Annotated in this window: 15 protein-coding genes and 8 tRNA genes; all 23 read left to right on the forward strand. The window is 46.8% G+C overall.

From position 1 onward, the window contains the following. The first annotated feature begins 118 nt into the window (after window positions 1–118). The 23 genes from murB to glsA all read left to right on the forward strand — a co-directional run bounded on the left by murB (window position 119) and on the right by glsA (window position 15,393). Window positions 119–1,045, forward strand: a complete 927-nt coding sequence (murB, locus tag AOA56_RS08770) for a UDP-N-acetylmuramate dehydrogenase (RefSeq protein ID WP_024733622.1) — start codon at window positions 119–121, stop codon at window positions 1,043–1,045. Between the two features lie 45 nt (window positions 1,046–1,090). Further along, complete coding sequence (rapZ, locus tag AOA56_RS08775) at window positions 1,091–1,969, forward strand: RNase adapter RapZ (protein ID WP_024733621.1); 879 nt, start codon at window positions 1,091–1,093, stop codon at window positions 1,967–1,969. A 4-nt stretch (window positions 1,970–1,973) separates the two neighbouring features. Further along, complete coding sequence (whiA, locus tag AOA56_RS08780) at window positions 1,974–2,939, forward strand: DNA-binding protein WhiA (protein WP_053769477.1); 966 nt, start codon at window positions 1,974–1,976, stop codon at window positions 2,937–2,939. Continuing rightward, window positions 2,936–3,193 (forward strand): HPr family phosphocarrier protein, encoded by a 258-nt coding sequence (locus AOA56_RS08785; RefSeq protein ID WP_024733620.1) that lies wholly within the window; start codon window positions 2,936–2,938, stop codon window positions 3,191–3,193. The genes whiA and AOA56_RS08785 overlap by 4 nt, the downstream gene beginning before the upstream one ends. Before the next feature lie 117 nt (window positions 3,194–3,310). Then, window positions 3,311–4,291, forward strand: a complete 981-nt coding sequence (locus AOA56_RS08790; protein ID WP_024733619.1) for a diacylglycerol/lipid kinase family protein — start codon at window positions 3,311–3,313, stop codon at window positions 4,289–4,291. 88 nt (window positions 4,292–4,379) lie between these two features. Continuing rightward, a tRNA-Glu gene (locus AOA56_RS08795) sits at window positions 4,380–4,451 on the forward strand. Between the two features lie 25 nt (window positions 4,452–4,476). Continuing rightward, complete coding sequence (gene fba / locus AOA56_RS08800) at window positions 4,477–5,343, forward strand: class II fructose-1,6-bisphosphate aldolase (protein WP_024733618.1); 867 nt, start codon at window positions 4,477–4,479, stop codon at window positions 5,341–5,343. A gap of 75 nt (window positions 5,344–5,418) precedes the next feature. Next, entirely contained in the window at window positions 5,419–7,539 is a 2,121-nt protein-coding gene (locus tag AOA56_RS08805) for a glutamine synthetase III family protein (RefSeq protein ID WP_024733617.1), read from the forward strand. 3 nt (window positions 7,540–7,542) lie between these two features. Continuing rightward, window positions 7,543–8,013, forward strand: a complete 471-nt coding sequence (locus AOA56_RS08810; protein WP_024733616.1) for a DUF1700 domain-containing protein — start codon at window positions 7,543–7,545, stop codon at window positions 8,011–8,013. 20 nt (window positions 8,014–8,033) lie between these two features. Beyond that, a complete protein-coding gene (locus AOA56_RS16500) occupies window positions 8,034–8,165 on the forward strand; it encodes a hypothetical protein (RefSeq protein WP_270672200.1) in 132 nt (43 codons plus the stop codon). A gap of 222 nt (window positions 8,166–8,387) precedes the next feature. Further along, the gene (locus AOA56_RS08815; RefSeq protein WP_024733615.1) at window positions 8,388–8,576 is read left to right on the forward strand and encodes a hypothetical protein; all 189 of its coding nucleotides are present in this window, start codon (window positions 8,388–8,390) and stop codon (window positions 8,574–8,576) included. 198 nt (window positions 8,577–8,774) lie between these two features. Then, window positions 8,775–9,929: a THUMP domain-containing class I SAM-dependent RNA methyltransferase gene (locus tag AOA56_RS08820; RefSeq protein WP_024733614.1), complete on the forward strand. Its 1,155-nt coding sequence runs from the start codon at window positions 8,775–8,777 to the stop codon at window positions 9,927–9,929. Beyond that, a complete protein-coding gene (gene rdgB / locus AOA56_RS08825; RefSeq protein ID WP_024733613.1) occupies window positions 9,922–10,515 on the forward strand; it encodes an RdgB/HAM1 family non-canonical purine NTP pyrophosphatase in 594 nt (197 codons plus the stop codon). Before AOA56_RS08820 ends, rdgB begins: the two co-directional genes overlap by 8 nt. Before the next feature lie 3 nt (window positions 10,516–10,518). After that, entirely contained in the window at window positions 10,519–11,007 is a 489-nt protein-coding gene (locus AOA56_RS08830) for a metallophosphoesterase family protein (protein WP_024733612.1), read from the forward strand. Window positions 11,008–11,269: 262 nt separating this feature from the next. After that, window positions 11,270–11,344, forward strand: a tRNA-Pro gene (locus AOA56_RS08835). A 34-nt stretch (window positions 11,345–11,378) separates the two neighbouring features. After that, window positions 11,379–11,449: transfer RNA gene (locus tag AOA56_RS08840), tRNA-Gly, on the forward strand. A gap of 37 nt (window positions 11,450–11,486) precedes the next feature. Continuing rightward, window positions 11,487–11,560 (forward strand) — tRNA-Arg (locus AOA56_RS08845). A 6-nt stretch (window positions 11,561–11,566) separates the two neighbouring features. Then, window positions 11,567–11,640: transfer RNA gene (locus tag AOA56_RS08850), tRNA-His, on the forward strand. Between the two features lie 20 nt (window positions 11,641–11,660). Next, a tRNA-Gln gene (locus AOA56_RS08855) sits at window positions 11,661–11,732 on the forward strand. Between the two features lie 16 nt (window positions 11,733–11,748). Next, window positions 11,749–11,821: transfer RNA gene (locus AOA56_RS08860), tRNA-Lys, on the forward strand. Between the two features lie 64 nt (window positions 11,822–11,885). Beyond that, a tRNA-Leu gene (locus AOA56_RS08865) sits at window positions 11,886–11,966 on the forward strand. 352 nt (window positions 11,967–12,318) lie between these two features. Continuing rightward, window positions 12,319–14,352: a polyphosphate kinase 1 gene (ppk1, locus tag AOA56_RS08870; RefSeq protein ID WP_034594977.1), complete on the forward strand. Its 2,034-nt coding sequence runs from the start codon at window positions 12,319–12,321 to the stop codon at window positions 14,350–14,352. 72 nt (window positions 14,353–14,424) lie between these two features. Next, entirely contained in the window at window positions 14,425–15,393 is a 969-nt protein-coding gene (gene glsA / locus AOA56_RS08875; protein ID WP_330376470.1) for a glutaminase A, read from the forward strand. Window positions 15,394–15,407: the final 14 nt, after the last annotated feature.

The raw sequence follows: 15,407 nt of genomic DNA on the forward strand, positions 1-15,407 counted from the left end.
TATATTATCGTATTTTAACCGATTTTGCAAGAGTTCATTGAATTTGGACAGCCTTTGATGTATGATAAGACAATAAACTGGAAACAGAATAGTATCAAAGAATATTTGGAGAATAGATATGAACAGAGAGTTTTATGAAAAACTGTGCGGATGCATGGAACAGGAACGAGTGAAAGTGCAGGAACCGATGGCAAAGCACACGACCTTCCGGTTGGGAGGAACAGCGGATTACTATGTGATGCCGAAGTCAGAGGAAGAAATTCGGGCACTGATCAGTCTATGCAGGAGAGAAGAGGTGCCATATTATATTGTAGGAAACGGGAGTAATCTCCTGGTAAGTGACGCAGGGTACCGGGGCGTCATTATTGCGATCGGGAGGGAAATGGCGGTTATCGAAGTGCATGGATGTACGATCCGGGCACAGGCCGGAGCTCTGATGAGCCAGATCGCTTCGGCGGCACTTGAGCATAAGCTTGCGGGATTTGAGTTTGCGTCCGGTATTCCGGGGACGATTGGCGGAGCTGCCGTGATGAATGCGGGAGCCTACGGCGGAGAGATGAAAGATGTGATTGAGAAAGTGACAGTGCTCGATCAGGATGGACGATCCCTCGTCCTTTCAGGGGAGGAGCTGGAGTTTGGATACCGGACAAGCCGGATTATGAAGCAGGGCTACATCGTAGTGGCAGTGTGTCTGCGGCTTCAGAAGGGGGATCGTGAGGACATTGCGGCAAAGATGGAAGATTTCAAGAGAAGACGGACAACGAAGCAGCCGCTGGAATATCCGAGTGCGGGAAGCACGTTTAAGCGTCCGGAAGGGTATTTTGCGGGCAAGTTGATTCAGGACACAGGGCTTAGAGGCTTTGCGGTTGGAGGAGCTCAGGTATCGGAAAAGCACAGCGGCTTTGTCATTAATAAAGGGGGGGCTACAGCGGAAGATGTTAATCGTCTTATGCAGGAGGTTTCCGACCGGGTGTATAAGAAGTTTGGCGTCCGGCTGGAGCCGGAAGTACGCCGTCTTGGAGATTTCGGACCTAAAAAGGATTAGACAGGACAAAAGAGACAGACACAATAAGAAAAGGCGGTATGGAATATGCGGATTGTAATTGTAACAGGAATTTCGGGAGCAGGAAAATCAACGGCACTCAAGATGCTGGAGGATGCGGGATATTTCTGCGTAGACAATCTTCCGGTCCCACTTCTGCCGAAGTTTATGGAGATGCTGATTCTGCCAGGATCAGAGTACACGAAAGTAGGGCTTGGAATCGACATCCGGAGCAGTCAGAAGTTCGGACAGCTCCGGGAGACCCTGGAAACTCTGAGAAAGAAAGACGTCAAGTTTGAGATTCTCTTTCTGGACGCTTCGGATGAAGCGCTGATCAAGCGATACAAAGAGACGAGACGGAGCCACCCGCTTGCGGGGGATGGCCGGGTTGATAAAGGGATCGATGAAGAGCGCAGGAGGACGATCTTTTTAAAGCAGCAGGCAGATTACATCATTGATACGAGTCAGATGCTGACAAGAGAACTGCGTTCTGAGATATTGAAAATCTTTGTGGAGAATAAAAATTATAAAAATCTTTATGTTACGATTTTGTCTTTTGGATTTAAGTACGGTATTCCGGGGGATGCAGATCTGGTATTTGACGTCCGGTTTTTACCGAATCCATACTATATCCAGGAGCTTCGTCCGATGAGCGGCAATGACGCTCCAGTCAGGGACTACGTGATGAGCAGTGAGACAGCCCGCAAGTTTCTGGATAAGCTTGTGGATATGGTGCAGTTTCTGATTCCGAATTATGTGGCTGAAGGTAAGAATCAACTGGTCATAGGTATTGGATGTACAGGCGGCAAGCACAGGTCAGTCACCCTGGCAAACGCGCTATATTATGCTCTGGAGCAGGAGGAGGGCTATGGTCTGAAGATTGAGCACAGGGACATTGAAAAAGATGCGAGAGTGAAAGGAATATAAGTACATGTCATTTTCGGGAAACGTAAAAGAAGAACTGGCGGGGCAGATCAGCAACGCCAGACATTGCCAGATCGCGGAATGTGCGGCAATTCTGTATTTTTCGGCGGGCGCGGCTATGGAAGAGGAGGAGCATCCCGTCTTAAAGCTCAGTACGGAAAATATTGCAGTTGCAAGAAAGTACTTTACATTATTGGAAAAAGCGTTTAATATAAAGGCTGAAATTTCTATCCGTAGAAATCAGGACAAAAAAAGTATTTTATACTTGATCGCAGTCGGTGGTCGGAAACAGACAGAAAGGATTCTTCAGGCTGCAAAGCTGGTTCTGGATGAACCAAAGCATGGAGGATTTCTTGGAGTCAGCAGCCTTGTTTACCAGAATGGATGCTGCAAGAGGGTTTTCTTTCGGGGAGCTTTTCTGACGGCCGGATCGATGAGTGATCCCCACAAATCTTATCATTTTGAAATTGTATGCGCGTCTGAGGAGAAAGCCGAGCTTTTGAAGAAGCTGATACAGGGATTCGAGATGGATGCGAAAGTGGTGAAACGGAAGAAGTCGTTTGTCGTATATTTAAAGGAAGGCACTCAGATTTCACTGGCACTGAATGTGATGGATGCGCCGGTTGCCCTGATGGAGTTTGAGAATATCCGCATCTTAAAGGAGATGAGAAATACGGTCAACCGAAAGGTGAACTGTGAAACAGCCAATATCCATAAGACTGTCTCAGCGGCGGTCAAGCAGATGGAGGATATCACATACATCAAAGACTGTATAGGATTTGAGAAGCTTTCTGACGGATTAAGGGATATGGCGATGGCCCGTCTGCAATATCCGGAAGCGACATTAAAAGAGCTTGGAGAGCTGATGCCGGAGCCGGTAGGAAAGTCCGGGGTCAATCACAGGCTGCGCCGTCTAGGCGAAATTGCTGAGGAATTAAGAAAAGCAAATGGAGTTCAAGGAGGTACAAAATGATTAAGAAACCATTGAAGATCAAATGTGACGACGGATTGGATGCAAGACCGATCGCTTTGCTTGTACAGGAAGCAAGTCAGTATGAAAGCCGCGTGTTCATTGAGATCGGAAGCAAAAAGATTAATGCCAAGAGCATCATGGGTATGATGAGCCTGAAGTTAAGCGGCGGCGAGGATCTGACAGTGGTTGCGGAAGGCGTCGACGAGGAAGCGGCGGCAAAAGGCATTGAGAAGTTTTTGGAACATGCGAGATAAGTTCCGATACGTACATAGAGAGTAGAGTGTAAAAGGGTGTTACCACGAGGGAGGTGAACATCCTTTTCCTGTCATAACAGGAAAGGAAAAGGCGCGACCGAGAGGAGGAATGTAAATATGAAAAAGATTTTGTTCATTTACAACCCGAACGCGGGGAAAGGGCTTTTAAAGCCAAAGCTTTCCGATATTGTGGATCTTTTTGTAAAAAGCGGATGCGAGGTAGTCATCTATCCGACCCAGAGTTACCATGATGCTTATAAGAAAGTAAAACGATACGAGGAAGATTATGATATCGTTGTGTGCAGCGGGGGAGATGGGACGCTCGATGAGGTAGTGACCGGCATGATGAAGCGTGGGGGAAAGACTCCGGTTGGCTACATTCCGACAGGGACGACGAACGATTTTGCCAACAGTCTGCATATTCCGAAAGATCTTCTGAGCGCAGCGGACGCAGCGGTCAATGGAAAGCCGTTTCACTGTGATATCGGACAGTTTAACGACGATTATTTCGTCTATGTGGCAGCGTTCGGTCTTTTCACAGATGTCTCCTATCAGACCAAACAGGAGATGAAGAATATGCTTGGGCACCTGGCTTACGTCATGGAGGGGGCAAAGCGGCTTTTCGATATCCCATCCTACCACGTCAGAGTAGAGTACGACGGCAATGACATTGAGGATGACTTTGTATTTTGTTCCGTCACCAACTCCAGATCTATGGGCGGATTCCGCAACATGTTTGGCCATGAGGTAGAATTCGATGATGGAGAATTTGAAGTGACACTTGTCCGGTCGCCGAAAAACCTGCTGGAGATGCAGAGTATTGTGACTTCGCTGATGAGTAAGGAAAAGAATTCCGATTATATATATAATATCAAAGCCAGGGAGATTTCATTTGAGTCCCTGGAAGAAATTCCGTGGACGCTAGACGGGGAGTTCGGGGGAGAGTTTGACAAAGTCCGCATCCAAAACCGTCAGCAGGAGCTATGCATCATGGTACCGGAGGAAAAGGCATATGAGCTGATTCACCATCCATATAAAGAAAGCCTGAAAAGGAGGGCTTTAGAGGAACTGGATGAAGAGGAGGAAAAGAAATTTTAAAAAATTGAAAAAAAGACTTGTATATTTTGGGCAGATAGTATACAATAAGCGAGTGAGGTAACACGGATGTGTTTCTTCACTGGCACATGGCCCCCTGGTCAAGCGGTTAAGACGCCACCCTCTCACGGTGGAATCAGGGGTTCGATTCCCCTGGGGGTCATATCTTTGAAAATGGAGGAGAGAATATGTTAGTATCAGCAGCAGAAATGTTAAAGAAAGCAAAAGCAGGACATTATGCGGTGGGTCAGTTCAACATTAACAACCTGGAATGGACAAAAGCGATTCTGACAGCAGCAGAGGAGACAAAGTCCCCGGTGATTCTTGGAGTATCCGAAGGCGCAGGAAAATACATGGCTGGTTACAAGACTGTGGTTGGAATGGTCAATGGTATGCTTGAAGAGATGAAGATCACGGTTCCGGTTGCTCTTCATTTAGACCATGGTACTTATGAAGGATGCCAGAAGTGCATCGAAGCAGGATTCTCTTCCATTATGTTTGATGGTTCTCATTATCCGATTGAGGAGAATGTGGCTAAAACAAAAGAACTTGCGGCAATCTGCAAGGAAAAAGGAATGTCTCTGGAGGCAGAGGTCGGATCTATCGGCGGCGAGGAAGACGGAGTTGTCGGAGCCGGTGAATGTGCGGACCCGAATGAATGTAAGATGATTGCTGATCTGGGTGTTGATATGCTTGCTGCAGGTATCGGAAACATTCATGGGGTGTATCCGGAGAACTGGCAGGGACTTAGCTTTGAGACTCTTGACGCGATTCAGGCTCTGACGGGAGATATGCCACTTGTACTTCATGGAGGCACAGGTATTCCGGATGACATGATTAAAAAGGCAATCAGTCTTGGCGTAGCAAAGATCAATGTTAATACAGAATGTCAGCTTGTATTTGCTGAAGCTACACGCAAGTATATTGAAGCAGGTAAGGATAAAGAGAAAAAAGGCTTCGATCCTCGTAAATTATTAAAACCAGGTGCAGAAGCTATCGTTGAAAAAGTAAAAGAAAAGATGGAATTATTCGGTTCCGTAGGAAAAGCAGAATAATTCATAAAAAGAGAATACAAGGCATTCCACTTGCATGGAGTGCCTTTTTCTGTATAAAGAAACGGAGGAAAACAAATGGAGGAGAACAAAAGGGATATCAATGTGGCTGAGATTTTCGGAGAGAACGTATTTAATGATACTGTGATGCAGGAGCGTCTGCCGAAGAAGATTTACAAGGAATTGAGACGTACAATCGAGGAGGGCAAGGAGCTGGATATCAATACGGCGGACGTCATTGCCCACGAGATGAAAGAATGGGCGATTGAGAAGGGCGCCACTCATTACACACACTGGTTCCAGCCTCTCACCGGCGTGACGGCAGAGAAACATGATTCATTCATCTCTGCACCGATGGCAAACGGTAAGGTGTTGATGAGTTTTTCCGGAAAAGAGCTGATTAAGGGAGAACCGGACGCCTCCTCCTTTCCGTCAGGAGGGCTGAGAGCGACATTCGAGGCACGGGGTTATACAGCATGGGATCCAACTTCTCCGGCTTTTGTAAAGAAAGATGAAAATGGCTGTATACTCTATGTGCCGACCGCGTTCTGTTCCTACACGGGAGAAGCATTGGATCAAAAGACTCCTCTTCTGAGATCTATGGAGGCGATTAATAAGCAGGCGCTCCGCTTCCTCCGTTTGTTTGGAAACACCACCTCAAAGCGCGTGAAACCTTCTGTAGGAATTGAACAGGAATATTTTCTTGTAGATCGGGAGAAATATCTGAAACGGAAAGATCTTGTATTTACCGGACGTACTTTGTTTGGGGCAATGCCGCCAAAAGGACAGGAATTAGATGACCACTACTTTGGAAGTATCCGGGCACGGATCGCGGCATTTATGAAAGAGGTCAACGAGGAGTTATGGAGACTTGGTGTGACGGCGAAAACGCAGCACAATGAGGTGGCTCCGGCTCAGCATGAACTGGCCCCGATCTTTGTAGAGTGCAATGTGGCGGTAGACCACAACCAACTGATTATGGAGACTTTGAAAAAGGTAGCGGAAAAGCAGGGCCTTCATTGCCTGCTCCATGAAAAACCGTTTGCCGGCGTCAATGGTTCCGGAAAACATGATAACTGGTCTCTGACGACAGACGACGGGAAGAATCTTCTCGACCCTGGGAAAACACCGCATGAGAATATCCAGTTCCTTTTGATGCTGCTCTGCGTGTTGCGGGCTGTTGACAGACATGCGGATTTACTCCGGGAATCTGCCGCGGATCCGGGAAACGATCAGCGTCTGGGTTCCAGTGAGGCTCCGCCGGCTATCATTTCCGTGTTCCTTGGAGAACAATTAGAAGATGTATTGGAGCAGCTTGTTGTGACAGGAAATGCGACCCATAGCATCAAGGGAGGTAAGCTTCAGACAGGGGTGAAAGCTCTTCCTGGATTGAATAAGGATGCGACCGATCGAAACCGGACGTCGCCGTTTGCTTTTACCGGAAATAAGTTTGAATTCCGTATGCTTGGATCAAGAGATTCGGCTGCGGCGCCAAATATCGTTCTGAACACCATTGTGGCTGAGGCGCTCTGCGAGGCTTGCGATACGCTGGAGCAGGCGGAAGATTTTGAGCAGGCATTGCATGATCTGATCAAGTCCTATGCGACTGAGCATCAGAAGATCGTGTTCAATGGGAACGGCTACTCCGATGAGTGGGTTGAGGAGGCAAAGAGACGGGGACTCCCGAATCTTCCATCCATGGTAGATGCGATTCCTGCACTTGTGGAGGAAAAGAGCGTGGAACTCTTTGAGAAGTTCCATGTCTTTACAAGGGCAGAGCTTCATTCCCGTGCGGAGATTAAGTATGAAGCTTACGCGAAAGCGATCAATATTGAAGCACGCACAATGATTGATATTGCAAGTAAGCATATCATTCCGGCTGTGATCCGTGGGACAAAGGCACTGGCAGATACGGTCAATGCAGTGGTACAGGCTGGAGTGGACGCGGAGGTACCAAGAGGGCTGCTTGTGGAGACAAGCGGACTCTTAAAGGAGACAAAAGAGGCTCTTGGGCGGCTGGAACAGGTAACGTCGGAAGCTGCTTTCAAGGCAGAAGGACAAGCACAGGCCGAGTATTTCTATAAGGAAGTAGTTCCGGTGATGGAGGCACTTCGTACACCGGTGGACAGACTGGAAATGATTGTGGACAAGGAAATCTGGCCGATGCCATCTTATGGAGATCTGATTTTTGAGGTATAGAATATGAATCGAAGCGAGTTTTTAGATAAGCTGAGAGAAGCCCTGGAAAATGATTTGAGCGGTCCGGTAGTTAGGGAAAATATCGAGTATTATGATTCCTATATCCAAAGCGAGGTGCGAAATGGAAAGACAGAGCAGGAAGTCCTGGATATGTTGGGAGACCCGTGGATGATTGCCCGAACGATTATCGATACCGATGAGAACGAGCGGGAGTACTATGGTTCCGCCTCCGGTACGTACAGTTCCGTACAGAATACCTACACGGAAGAAGAGGAGGAGCAGAACAACAGTCATCCTATTCTGCATTTGATTGGAATCGACACCTGGTGGAAGAGGATTTTGTTTATTGTGGGCATTGTGATTGTCCTCTTTATCATTGTAGCTGTAATTACTGGACTGATCGCTGCGGTACTGCCGTTTGCGCTGCCGCTTTTGATACTGGTGCTGATCCTGCGTATGATGAGTGGACGTTAAAGGAAGGAGGTGTTGTCCTGATGAAGGCAGCACCTCCTCTTTTCGTACCGGCGACGAGACAAAGTCCAAAGGCGGCTAAAATTCTGGCAGCCACCTATGATGCTGGAACGTGCATAAGTAAAAGACCGATGGGGGAGCCATCGGTCTTTTGAGGGGAGTATAAATAATTAATAAGGGGTGTAGAAAGCCTGCTTTCTACAAAAATTAGTATAATATATGATAACCAAAAAAGCAAGTAAAATGTTAAAAAATGCTTAAATTTTGGAAGAAAATCTTATTTTTGGAAGACCACTTTTTGGAAAAAGAATGGCGTATAAATCGGCCCGATAAGAGCATACTAACAGCGTACCATAATTCAAAAGGAGGACATGGAAATGGCAAAAAATTATAACAACACAAATAATACGAACAAAAACAGCTCTTACAATTCTTCTTACGCAAATGAGCAGCAGAACAGCAAAAATGCAGAGCGCGCGAAGAACACTACGAAGAACAAGAACATGAACAAGACATCCGACTGCCATACCAAGGACTATAGCGATTACAACAACGGCAACTACTAAGGAATATGGTCACTGACAAGGACCTCCTCGCTTTCCAAACTAAGAAAGCGGGGAGGTTTTTGGCTATAAAAAATAAAAAGAAGGATATGAAGATGTAAAACAGAAGAGACAAAAGACCTGGAGCCAAAGACTTTATTGACAAGAGGGCGGTCAGCACGTAAGATATAGGAAGAACAAAATCGGGAATGGAGATACGAAATGCAGATAGAATACGTTGTACCGTGCCACTTTGGCCTGGAGGCGGTACTCAAAAGAGAAATCCAGGATCTGGGATACGACATTGCACAGGTGGAGGACGGCAGAGTTTCATTTTATGGGGATGAGCTGGCGCTATGTAGAGCAAACCTGTTCTTACGTTCCGCAGAGAGGATACTTTTAAAGGTGGGAGAATTTGAGGCTCGGACCTTTGAGGAGCTCTTTCAGAGGACGAAGCAGATTTCGTGGGAGCGCTACATACCAAAGAACGGAAAGTTCTGGGTCACCAAGGCGGCGTCTGTGAAGAGTAAGCTCTTTAGTCCATCTGATATACAGTCAATAATGAAAAAGGCGATGGTGGAGCGGATGAAGGAGCATTATCATCAGAAGTGGTTTCCCGAGGAAGGGGCAGAGTATCCGGTTCGCGTATTTATTAAAAAAGATGTCGTTACTGTAGGGATTGACACCACTGGCGAGTCCCTGCACAAGAGGGGATACCGCCCTCAAAGCGGGAAGGCTCCAATCTCTGAAACATTGGCGGCGGCTCTGGTTCTCCTGACACCATGGCGGCGTGACCGGATTTTAGTGGATCCGTTCTGTGGGAGTGGGACGTTTGTGATCGAGGCGGCCATGATGGCGGCGGATATGGCTCCGGGTATGAACCGCGAGTTTACCGCTGAGAATTGGGACAATCTGATCCCGAGAAAGACCTGGTACGAAGCGGTGACCGAGGCTCAAGATCGAATACGAAACAATATTACAACGGATATCCAGGGATATGATATTGACGAGAATGTCATCCGGATAGCAAGGAAAAATGCGGTTCAAGCAGGAGTGGATCATTTGATCCATTTCCAAAGACGTCCGGTTAAGGAGTTGAGGCATCCGAGGCCTTACGGTTTTATCATCACCAATCCACCATACGGCGAGCGACTGGAGGAGAAGGAGGCACTGCCGGAGATTTACCGAGATTTTGGCGATAGTTTTCGTGGATTGAAAGACTGGTCAGCCTACATGATCACGAGCTATGAGGATGCCGAGAAATGGTTTGGAAGAAAGGCGGATAAGAACCGTAAGATTTATAACGGCATGATTAAAACGTATTTCTATCAATTTATGGGGCCGAAGCCTCCGAGAAAGAAGGGAAAAGATGAGTAGAATTATTTTTGCTACAGGCAATACAGATAAAATGGCAGAGATCCGGGAGATTCTGAAAGATCTTGGGATGGAGATTCTTTCCATGAAAGAGGCAGGCGTCAACCCGGAGATCGTAGAGAATGGGAAGACATTTGAGGAGAATTCACTGATTAAAGCGCGGGCTGTCCATGCACTTTTGCCGGATGATATCGTAATGGCAGATGATTCGGGGCTGGAGATCGATTATCTGAACAAGGAACCCGGAATTTATTCCGCAAGATATATGGGAGAGGATACTTCTTATGATATCAAGAACAATGAAATTCTGAGAAGGATGGATGGAGTACCGGATGAGAAGCGTACAGCCAGATTTGTCTGTGCTATTGCCGCAGTCTTTCCAGACGGAGGAGAGGAAGTGACCCTTGGCGTGATCGAAGGCAGAGTGGCTTATGAGATAAAGGGAGAGCATGGATTCGGATACGATCCGATTTTCTATCTTCCGGAGTATGGCTGTACTACAGCAGAGCTACCGCCGGAAAAGAAAAATGAGATCAGCCACAGGGGCAGAGGATTACAGCAAATGAGGAAACGGATCGAGGAGAGGTAGCCTATGAAGAAACAGAAAATTCTTGTAGTAAGCGATACCCATAAAATGCATGTCAATTTTGATCTTGTCTTGGAAAAAGAGAAACCGTTTGACGTTCTTTTTCACGCAGGAGATGTTGAAGGACGAGAGTGGGAAATTGAGTACGGAAGCGGCTGTCCGGCCTACGTGGTGGCAGGTAACAACGATTTTTTCGGACAACTTCCGCCTGAGGTGGAAATTAAGATGGGGCCGCATAAGATCTTTATGACCCACGGGCACCATTACTTTGTCTCTATGACACTCGATCACCTGAAGAGAGAAGCAAGAGCCAGGGGAGCGGATATTGTGATCTTCGGGCATACACATAAGCCATGTCTGAAATTCGAAGAGGACATGATTATTATAAATCCTGGGAGTCTGACCTATCCACGCCAGGAGAACCGACTTCCAAGTTATATCGTTCTGGAGATGGATGAGGAAGGCAAAGTGGAGGGCGAGATCAGATATGTGTAACAGTTCAGCCATGCACAAAGTCACAAAAATGCGAGTTCAAACTTGTTTGAAAACGAAGATTTTTTGTGTACTTTGTATATGGCACTCTGCCATTAGCGAGGATTTCGCCACGTAAGTGGCGAGAAAAGCCGCATAGCGGCTAATCCGAGCTGTTATGGCTGAACTGTTAGAGATATGTAGAAAAAAACAAAAAAAGTTGTTGACAAATATCAGGAGTTCCTATATAATAACTTTTGTCGTCAGGAAAATGATGAATTGAGAACGGGGTGTGGCTCAGCTTGGCTAGAGCGCCTGGTTTGGGACCAGGAGGCCGCAGGTTCGAATCCTGTCACCCCGATTCCTGATAATAACAGGAATCCATATTGTGATCTGCGGGTGTAGTTCAATGGTAGAACACCAGCCTTCCAAGCTGGATACGTGGGTTCGATTCCCATCACCCGCTTTCTTAAAGCAATCGAGGCTTTGAGATTCAAAACTATGTGTCTGTAGCTCAGCTGGATAGAGCAACGGCCTTCTAAGCCGTAGGTCCTGGGTTCGAATCCCCGCAGGCACGTTCATGGTGGATATAGCGCAGTTGGTTAGCGCGCCAGATTGTGGCTCTGGAGGCCCAGGGTTCGAATCCCTGTATCCACCTTAGTCCCAATATGGGCTGTTGGGCTATCGCCAAGCGGTAAGGCACAGGACTTTGACTCCTGCATTCGTTGGTTCGAATCCAACTAGCCCAGGTTAGATTTATATTACGGGCGTGTAGCTCAGTCGGTAGAGCACTTGACTTTTAATCAAGTTGTCCGGGGTTCGAATCCCCGCACGCTCACTTTAGGCAAGCAGAATTGCTTGTCTATTCTTTTATCGGCAGGGGAACGCTGATAATCAAATATGCGGATGTGGCGGAACTGGCAGACGCGCCAGACTTAGGATCTGGTGTCCATGACGTGCAGGTTCGATTCCTGTCATCCGCAGTCAGAAACGGCAAAATACGCTAAAATAGCGGATTTTTGCCGTTTTTTTGCGTTTTACCTGCATTTAATGTGGATTTGATATGAACCATGAGCAACTGTGCTATTCTATTTCTTGTTGCAATGTTTATATACTCAAACAGAAACTAGAAATTGATTTTTGAGGAAAAGGGGTATATGATGAAAAGAGAAAAACGCAGTAGAAAACAGATTAGAAACGACATGGTAGTCCGTTATTATTGTATGGAAACCAAGGTGGACAGGAATGCGAAAAAGGTATTCCGCAGTGTTCCATACAGGAACTGCCATGAAAGAAACATACTGTAGAAAAGGAATGAAGGAGCGGGTAAAATTTATGGCAAGCCAATATATGAACCGGGAGCTTTCATGGCTGAAATTTAATGAAAGGGTGTTGGAGGAGGCCGAGGATAAATCCGTACCGCTTTGTGAGCGGTTCACGTTCGTATCGATTTATCAGACGAATCTGGATGAGTTTTTTATGGTTCGTGTGGGTTCTTTGTATGACCAGACACTGCTGCCGCAGGAGATCAGGGATAATAAAACGAAGATGTCCTCTCAGGAACAGATCGACGCGATCCTTGCAGAGACAAGAAAGCTGAATAAGAGAAAAGAAAAAGTATATCAGAAACTGATTGAAAAGGTTGCAAAGGAAGGAATTCGCCTGTATCGGGCAGATCAGCTTCCGGATGAGAAAAAAATGGAGCGTTTTTTCCAGTCAGAGATTCTCCCTTTGATTTCGCCAACAGTAGTGGGCAGAAGGCAGCCATTCCCATTTTTGAAGAATAAAGAGATCTATGCGGTCGTAGCGCTTACAACCAAAAGCAGCAAAAAGGTACGTCTTGGTATTGTGCCGTGTACGAGCAATATTTTTCAGAGGATGATTGAGATACCGGGAGAAAAAGGCGCTTTTATCCTTTGTGAGGATTTGATTCTTCATTTTATCTCCAAAGTGTTTCCTGGTTACCGGATACAGGGTAAAGCACTGATCCGTGTGACGAGAAATGCTGATATTGACGCGGACGCCCTCTACGATGAGGACCTGGATTATCGGGAATTTATGGCAGACTTGATGAAACAGAGAAGAAAGCTTGCGCCGATTCGCCTGGAGATGTCAGGAAATCTGGATATTGGAAGTGTGATGATGCTGGATAATTATCTGGGGTTGGAGGAGAAGTATGTATTCCACTCTTCGGTTCCGCTTGACTTTTCTTTTGTGTTCCAGATTCAGGATATGCTTCGGAAGAATGAGAACCTGTTCTACGCAAAGAGGACGCCGCAGAAGTCCACGATGTTCCAGGATGGCAGAAGTATGATTGAGCAAATCAAGGAGGGTGACAAGCTCCTTTCTTATCCGTATGAATCCATCCGGCCGTTCCTGCGGCTTCTGACTGAAGCGGCGGAGGATGAGAATGTCGTTTCCATCAAGATGACGCTTTACCGTCTGGCAAAGCAAAGTAAGGTGATTGAGGCGCTGATTGAGGCGGCAGAAAACGGCAAGGAAGTTGTGGTTCTGGTAGAACTCAGAGCCCGGTTTGACGAGGAGAATAATATTGAATGGTCCCGGCAGTTGGAAAATGCGGGATGTCAGGTGATCTACGGACTGGACGGTTACAAGGTACATTCCAAGCTTTGTCTGATTACGAGAAAGACGGATACGCAGTTTGAATGTATTACCCAAATCGGAACAGGAAATTACAATGAAAAGACATCCCGTCTGTATACGGACCTTTCACTGATGACGGCAAATACCGACATCGGGGTTGAGGCGGCCAAGGTATTCCGTGCACTTGCAAAAGGTGAGGTGGTTGACAATACAGAGTATTTGCTCGTTGCGCCGAAGTGTCTCCAAAATAAGATACTGGATATGATGGATGTGGAGATCAATCATGCGAAGAACGGTGAGCCTGCATATATTGGCATCAAGATGAATTCACTGACGGATAAGAAGATTATCGACAAGCTGGTGGATGCGTCCTGTGCGGGCGTGAAGATAGAGATGATGATCCGGGGAATCTGCTGTCTGGTGGCCGGTGTGAAAGATAAGACGGAAAACATCCGCGTTACCAGTATTGTGGGGCGATTCCTGGAACATTCCCGTATTTACATGTTTGGGACGAAGGAGAGGAGGAAGTATTATATTGCGTCCGCGGATTTTATGACAAGAAATACGGTGAAGCGTGTGGAAGTTGCGGCGCCGGTTTATGATCCTATCATTCAGGAAAAGCTGGAGCATATTTTTGATACTATGAGCCGGGATAATCAGAAGGCACGGGAACTGAGAGGGGACGGACTCTACTATAAAGTACAGAATGAAGATGAACCGCTTAATTCCCAGGAGCAGCTCTACGAGGAGGCTTATAACCGATAGGAAACAGGTGGGAAGGTTCTTTTTTGACTCCCTTTACGCCCTGACTTTCTGCTTGACAGAGATGATATAATTATGGATAATTTTATCAGTATGAACTGGCAAAAGGGAGGGAGAAGTGAAATGCTGACAGAGGAGATTCTCAAGGACGCCCTGCACTATGGAAAGGCATTTACAAAGCTGGGAAAGACGGCGCAGTATATTCCACAGCTTAAGGAAGTGAATAAGTATTATCTGGGCGTTTGTGCTATGGATCTGGATGGGAAGGTGCTGGAGGCGGGAGATACGAGAGTTCCGTTTACCATTCAGAGTATTTCTAAGCTGGTGTCCTTGATTCTGGCGATCCGGGACTGTGGCGCAGACCATCTTTTCCATGAAAAGGTTGGAGTCGAACCGACGGGAGATCCGTTTAACTCTATCGTAAAACTGGAGACAAGAACCCGGCCGTTTAACCCGTTTATCAATGCAGGAGCGATTACAGTGGCAAGCTGCATTAAGGGGAAGGATGCGGATGAGAAGTTTGGGCGGTTTCTGGAATTTACGAGAAAGCTCTGTGATAATGATGCCATTGAACTGAATCACCCGGTCTATGAGTCCGAGCGTGCGACCGGGGATCGAAACCGGGCACTTGCCTATTATCTGAAGGCATCCGGGATACTGGAGGGAGATGTGGAGGAATGTTTGGACTTCTATTTCCGGATGTGTTCTGTAGATGTGACGGCGCATGATATCGCCCATATGAGTCTGGTACTTGCTAATCACGGTGCAGATCCCGAAGACCAGGAGGAGTTGATTGAGCCGCAGTATGCAAAGGCGATTCGGGCACTGATGTTGACATGCGGTATGTATGATGGTTCAGGAGAGTTTGCCATGACAGTCGGTTTTCCAGCAAAGAGCGGCGTAGGCGGAGGGATTGCAGTACCTTTGGTGGATCGGATGGGGATCGGTGTTTTTGGTCCGGCCCTGGATGAGAAGGGCAACAGCGCCGGGGGGATAAAGATCTTGGAATATCTCTCCAACAAAATGGATATTTCCCTATTTTAATTACGAAAAGAAAC

This window comes from Sellimonas intestinalis (genome assembly GCF_001280875.1).
Taxonomy (GTDB): domain Bacteria; phylum Bacillota; class Clostridia; order Lachnospirales; family Lachnospiraceae; genus Sellimonas; species Sellimonas intestinalis.

Bases quoted from the DNA above. Each gene is read 5' to 3' on its own strand.
- glsA (WP_330376470.1), top strand. From the start codon at position 14,425: ATGGATAATTTTATCAGTATGAACTGGCAAAAGGGAGGGAGAAGTGAA.
- AOA56_RS08805 (WP_024733617.1), top strand. From the start codon at position 5,419: ATGGAGGAGAACAAAAGGGATATCAATGTGGCTGAGATTTTCGGAGAG.
- AOA56_RS16500 (WP_270672200.1), top strand. From the start codon at position 8,034: ATGAAGGCAGCACCTCCTCTTTTCGTACCGGCGACGAGACAAAGTCCA.
- AOA56_RS08790 (WP_024733619.1), top strand. From the start codon at position 3,311: ATGAAAAAGATTTTGTTCATTTACAACCCGAACGCGGGGAAAGGGCTT.
- whiA (WP_053769477.1), top strand. From the start codon at position 1,974: ATGTCATTTTCGGGAAACGTAAAAGAAGAACTGGCGGGGCAGATCAGC.
- fba (WP_024733618.1), top strand. From the start codon at position 4,477: ATGTTAGTATCAGCAGCAGAAATGTTAAAGAAAGCAAAAGCAGGACAT.
- AOA56_RS08815 (WP_024733615.1), top strand. From the start codon at position 8,388: ATGGCAAAAAATTATAACAACACAAATAATACGAACAAAAACAGCTCT.
- AOA56_RS08820 (WP_024733614.1), top strand. From the start codon at position 8,775: ATGCAGATAGAATACGTTGTACCGTGCCACTTTGGCCTGGAGGCGGTA.
- murB (WP_024733622.1), top strand. From the start codon at position 119: ATGAACAGAGAGTTTTATGAAAAACTGTGCGGATGCATGGAACAGGAA.
- rdgB (WP_024733613.1), top strand. From the start codon at position 9,922: ATGAGTAGAATTATTTTTGCTACAGGCAATACAGATAAAATGGCAGAG.
- AOA56_RS08810 (WP_024733616.1), top strand. From the start codon at position 7,543: ATGAATCGAAGCGAGTTTTTAGATAAGCTGAGAGAAGCCCTGGAAAAT.
- AOA56_RS08830 (WP_024733612.1), top strand. From the start codon at position 10,519: ATGAAGAAACAGAAAATTCTTGTAGTAAGCGATACCCATAAAATGCAT.
- AOA56_RS08785 (WP_024733620.1), top strand. From the start codon at position 2,936: ATGATTAAGAAACCATTGAAGATCAAATGTGACGACGGATTGGATGCA.
- rapZ (WP_024733621.1), top strand. From the start codon at position 1,091: ATGCGGATTGTAATTGTAACAGGAATTTCGGGAGCAGGAAAATCAACG.
- ppk1 (WP_034594977.1), top strand. From the start codon at position 12,319: ATGGCAAGCCAATATATGAACCGGGAGCTTTCATGGCTGAAATTTAAT.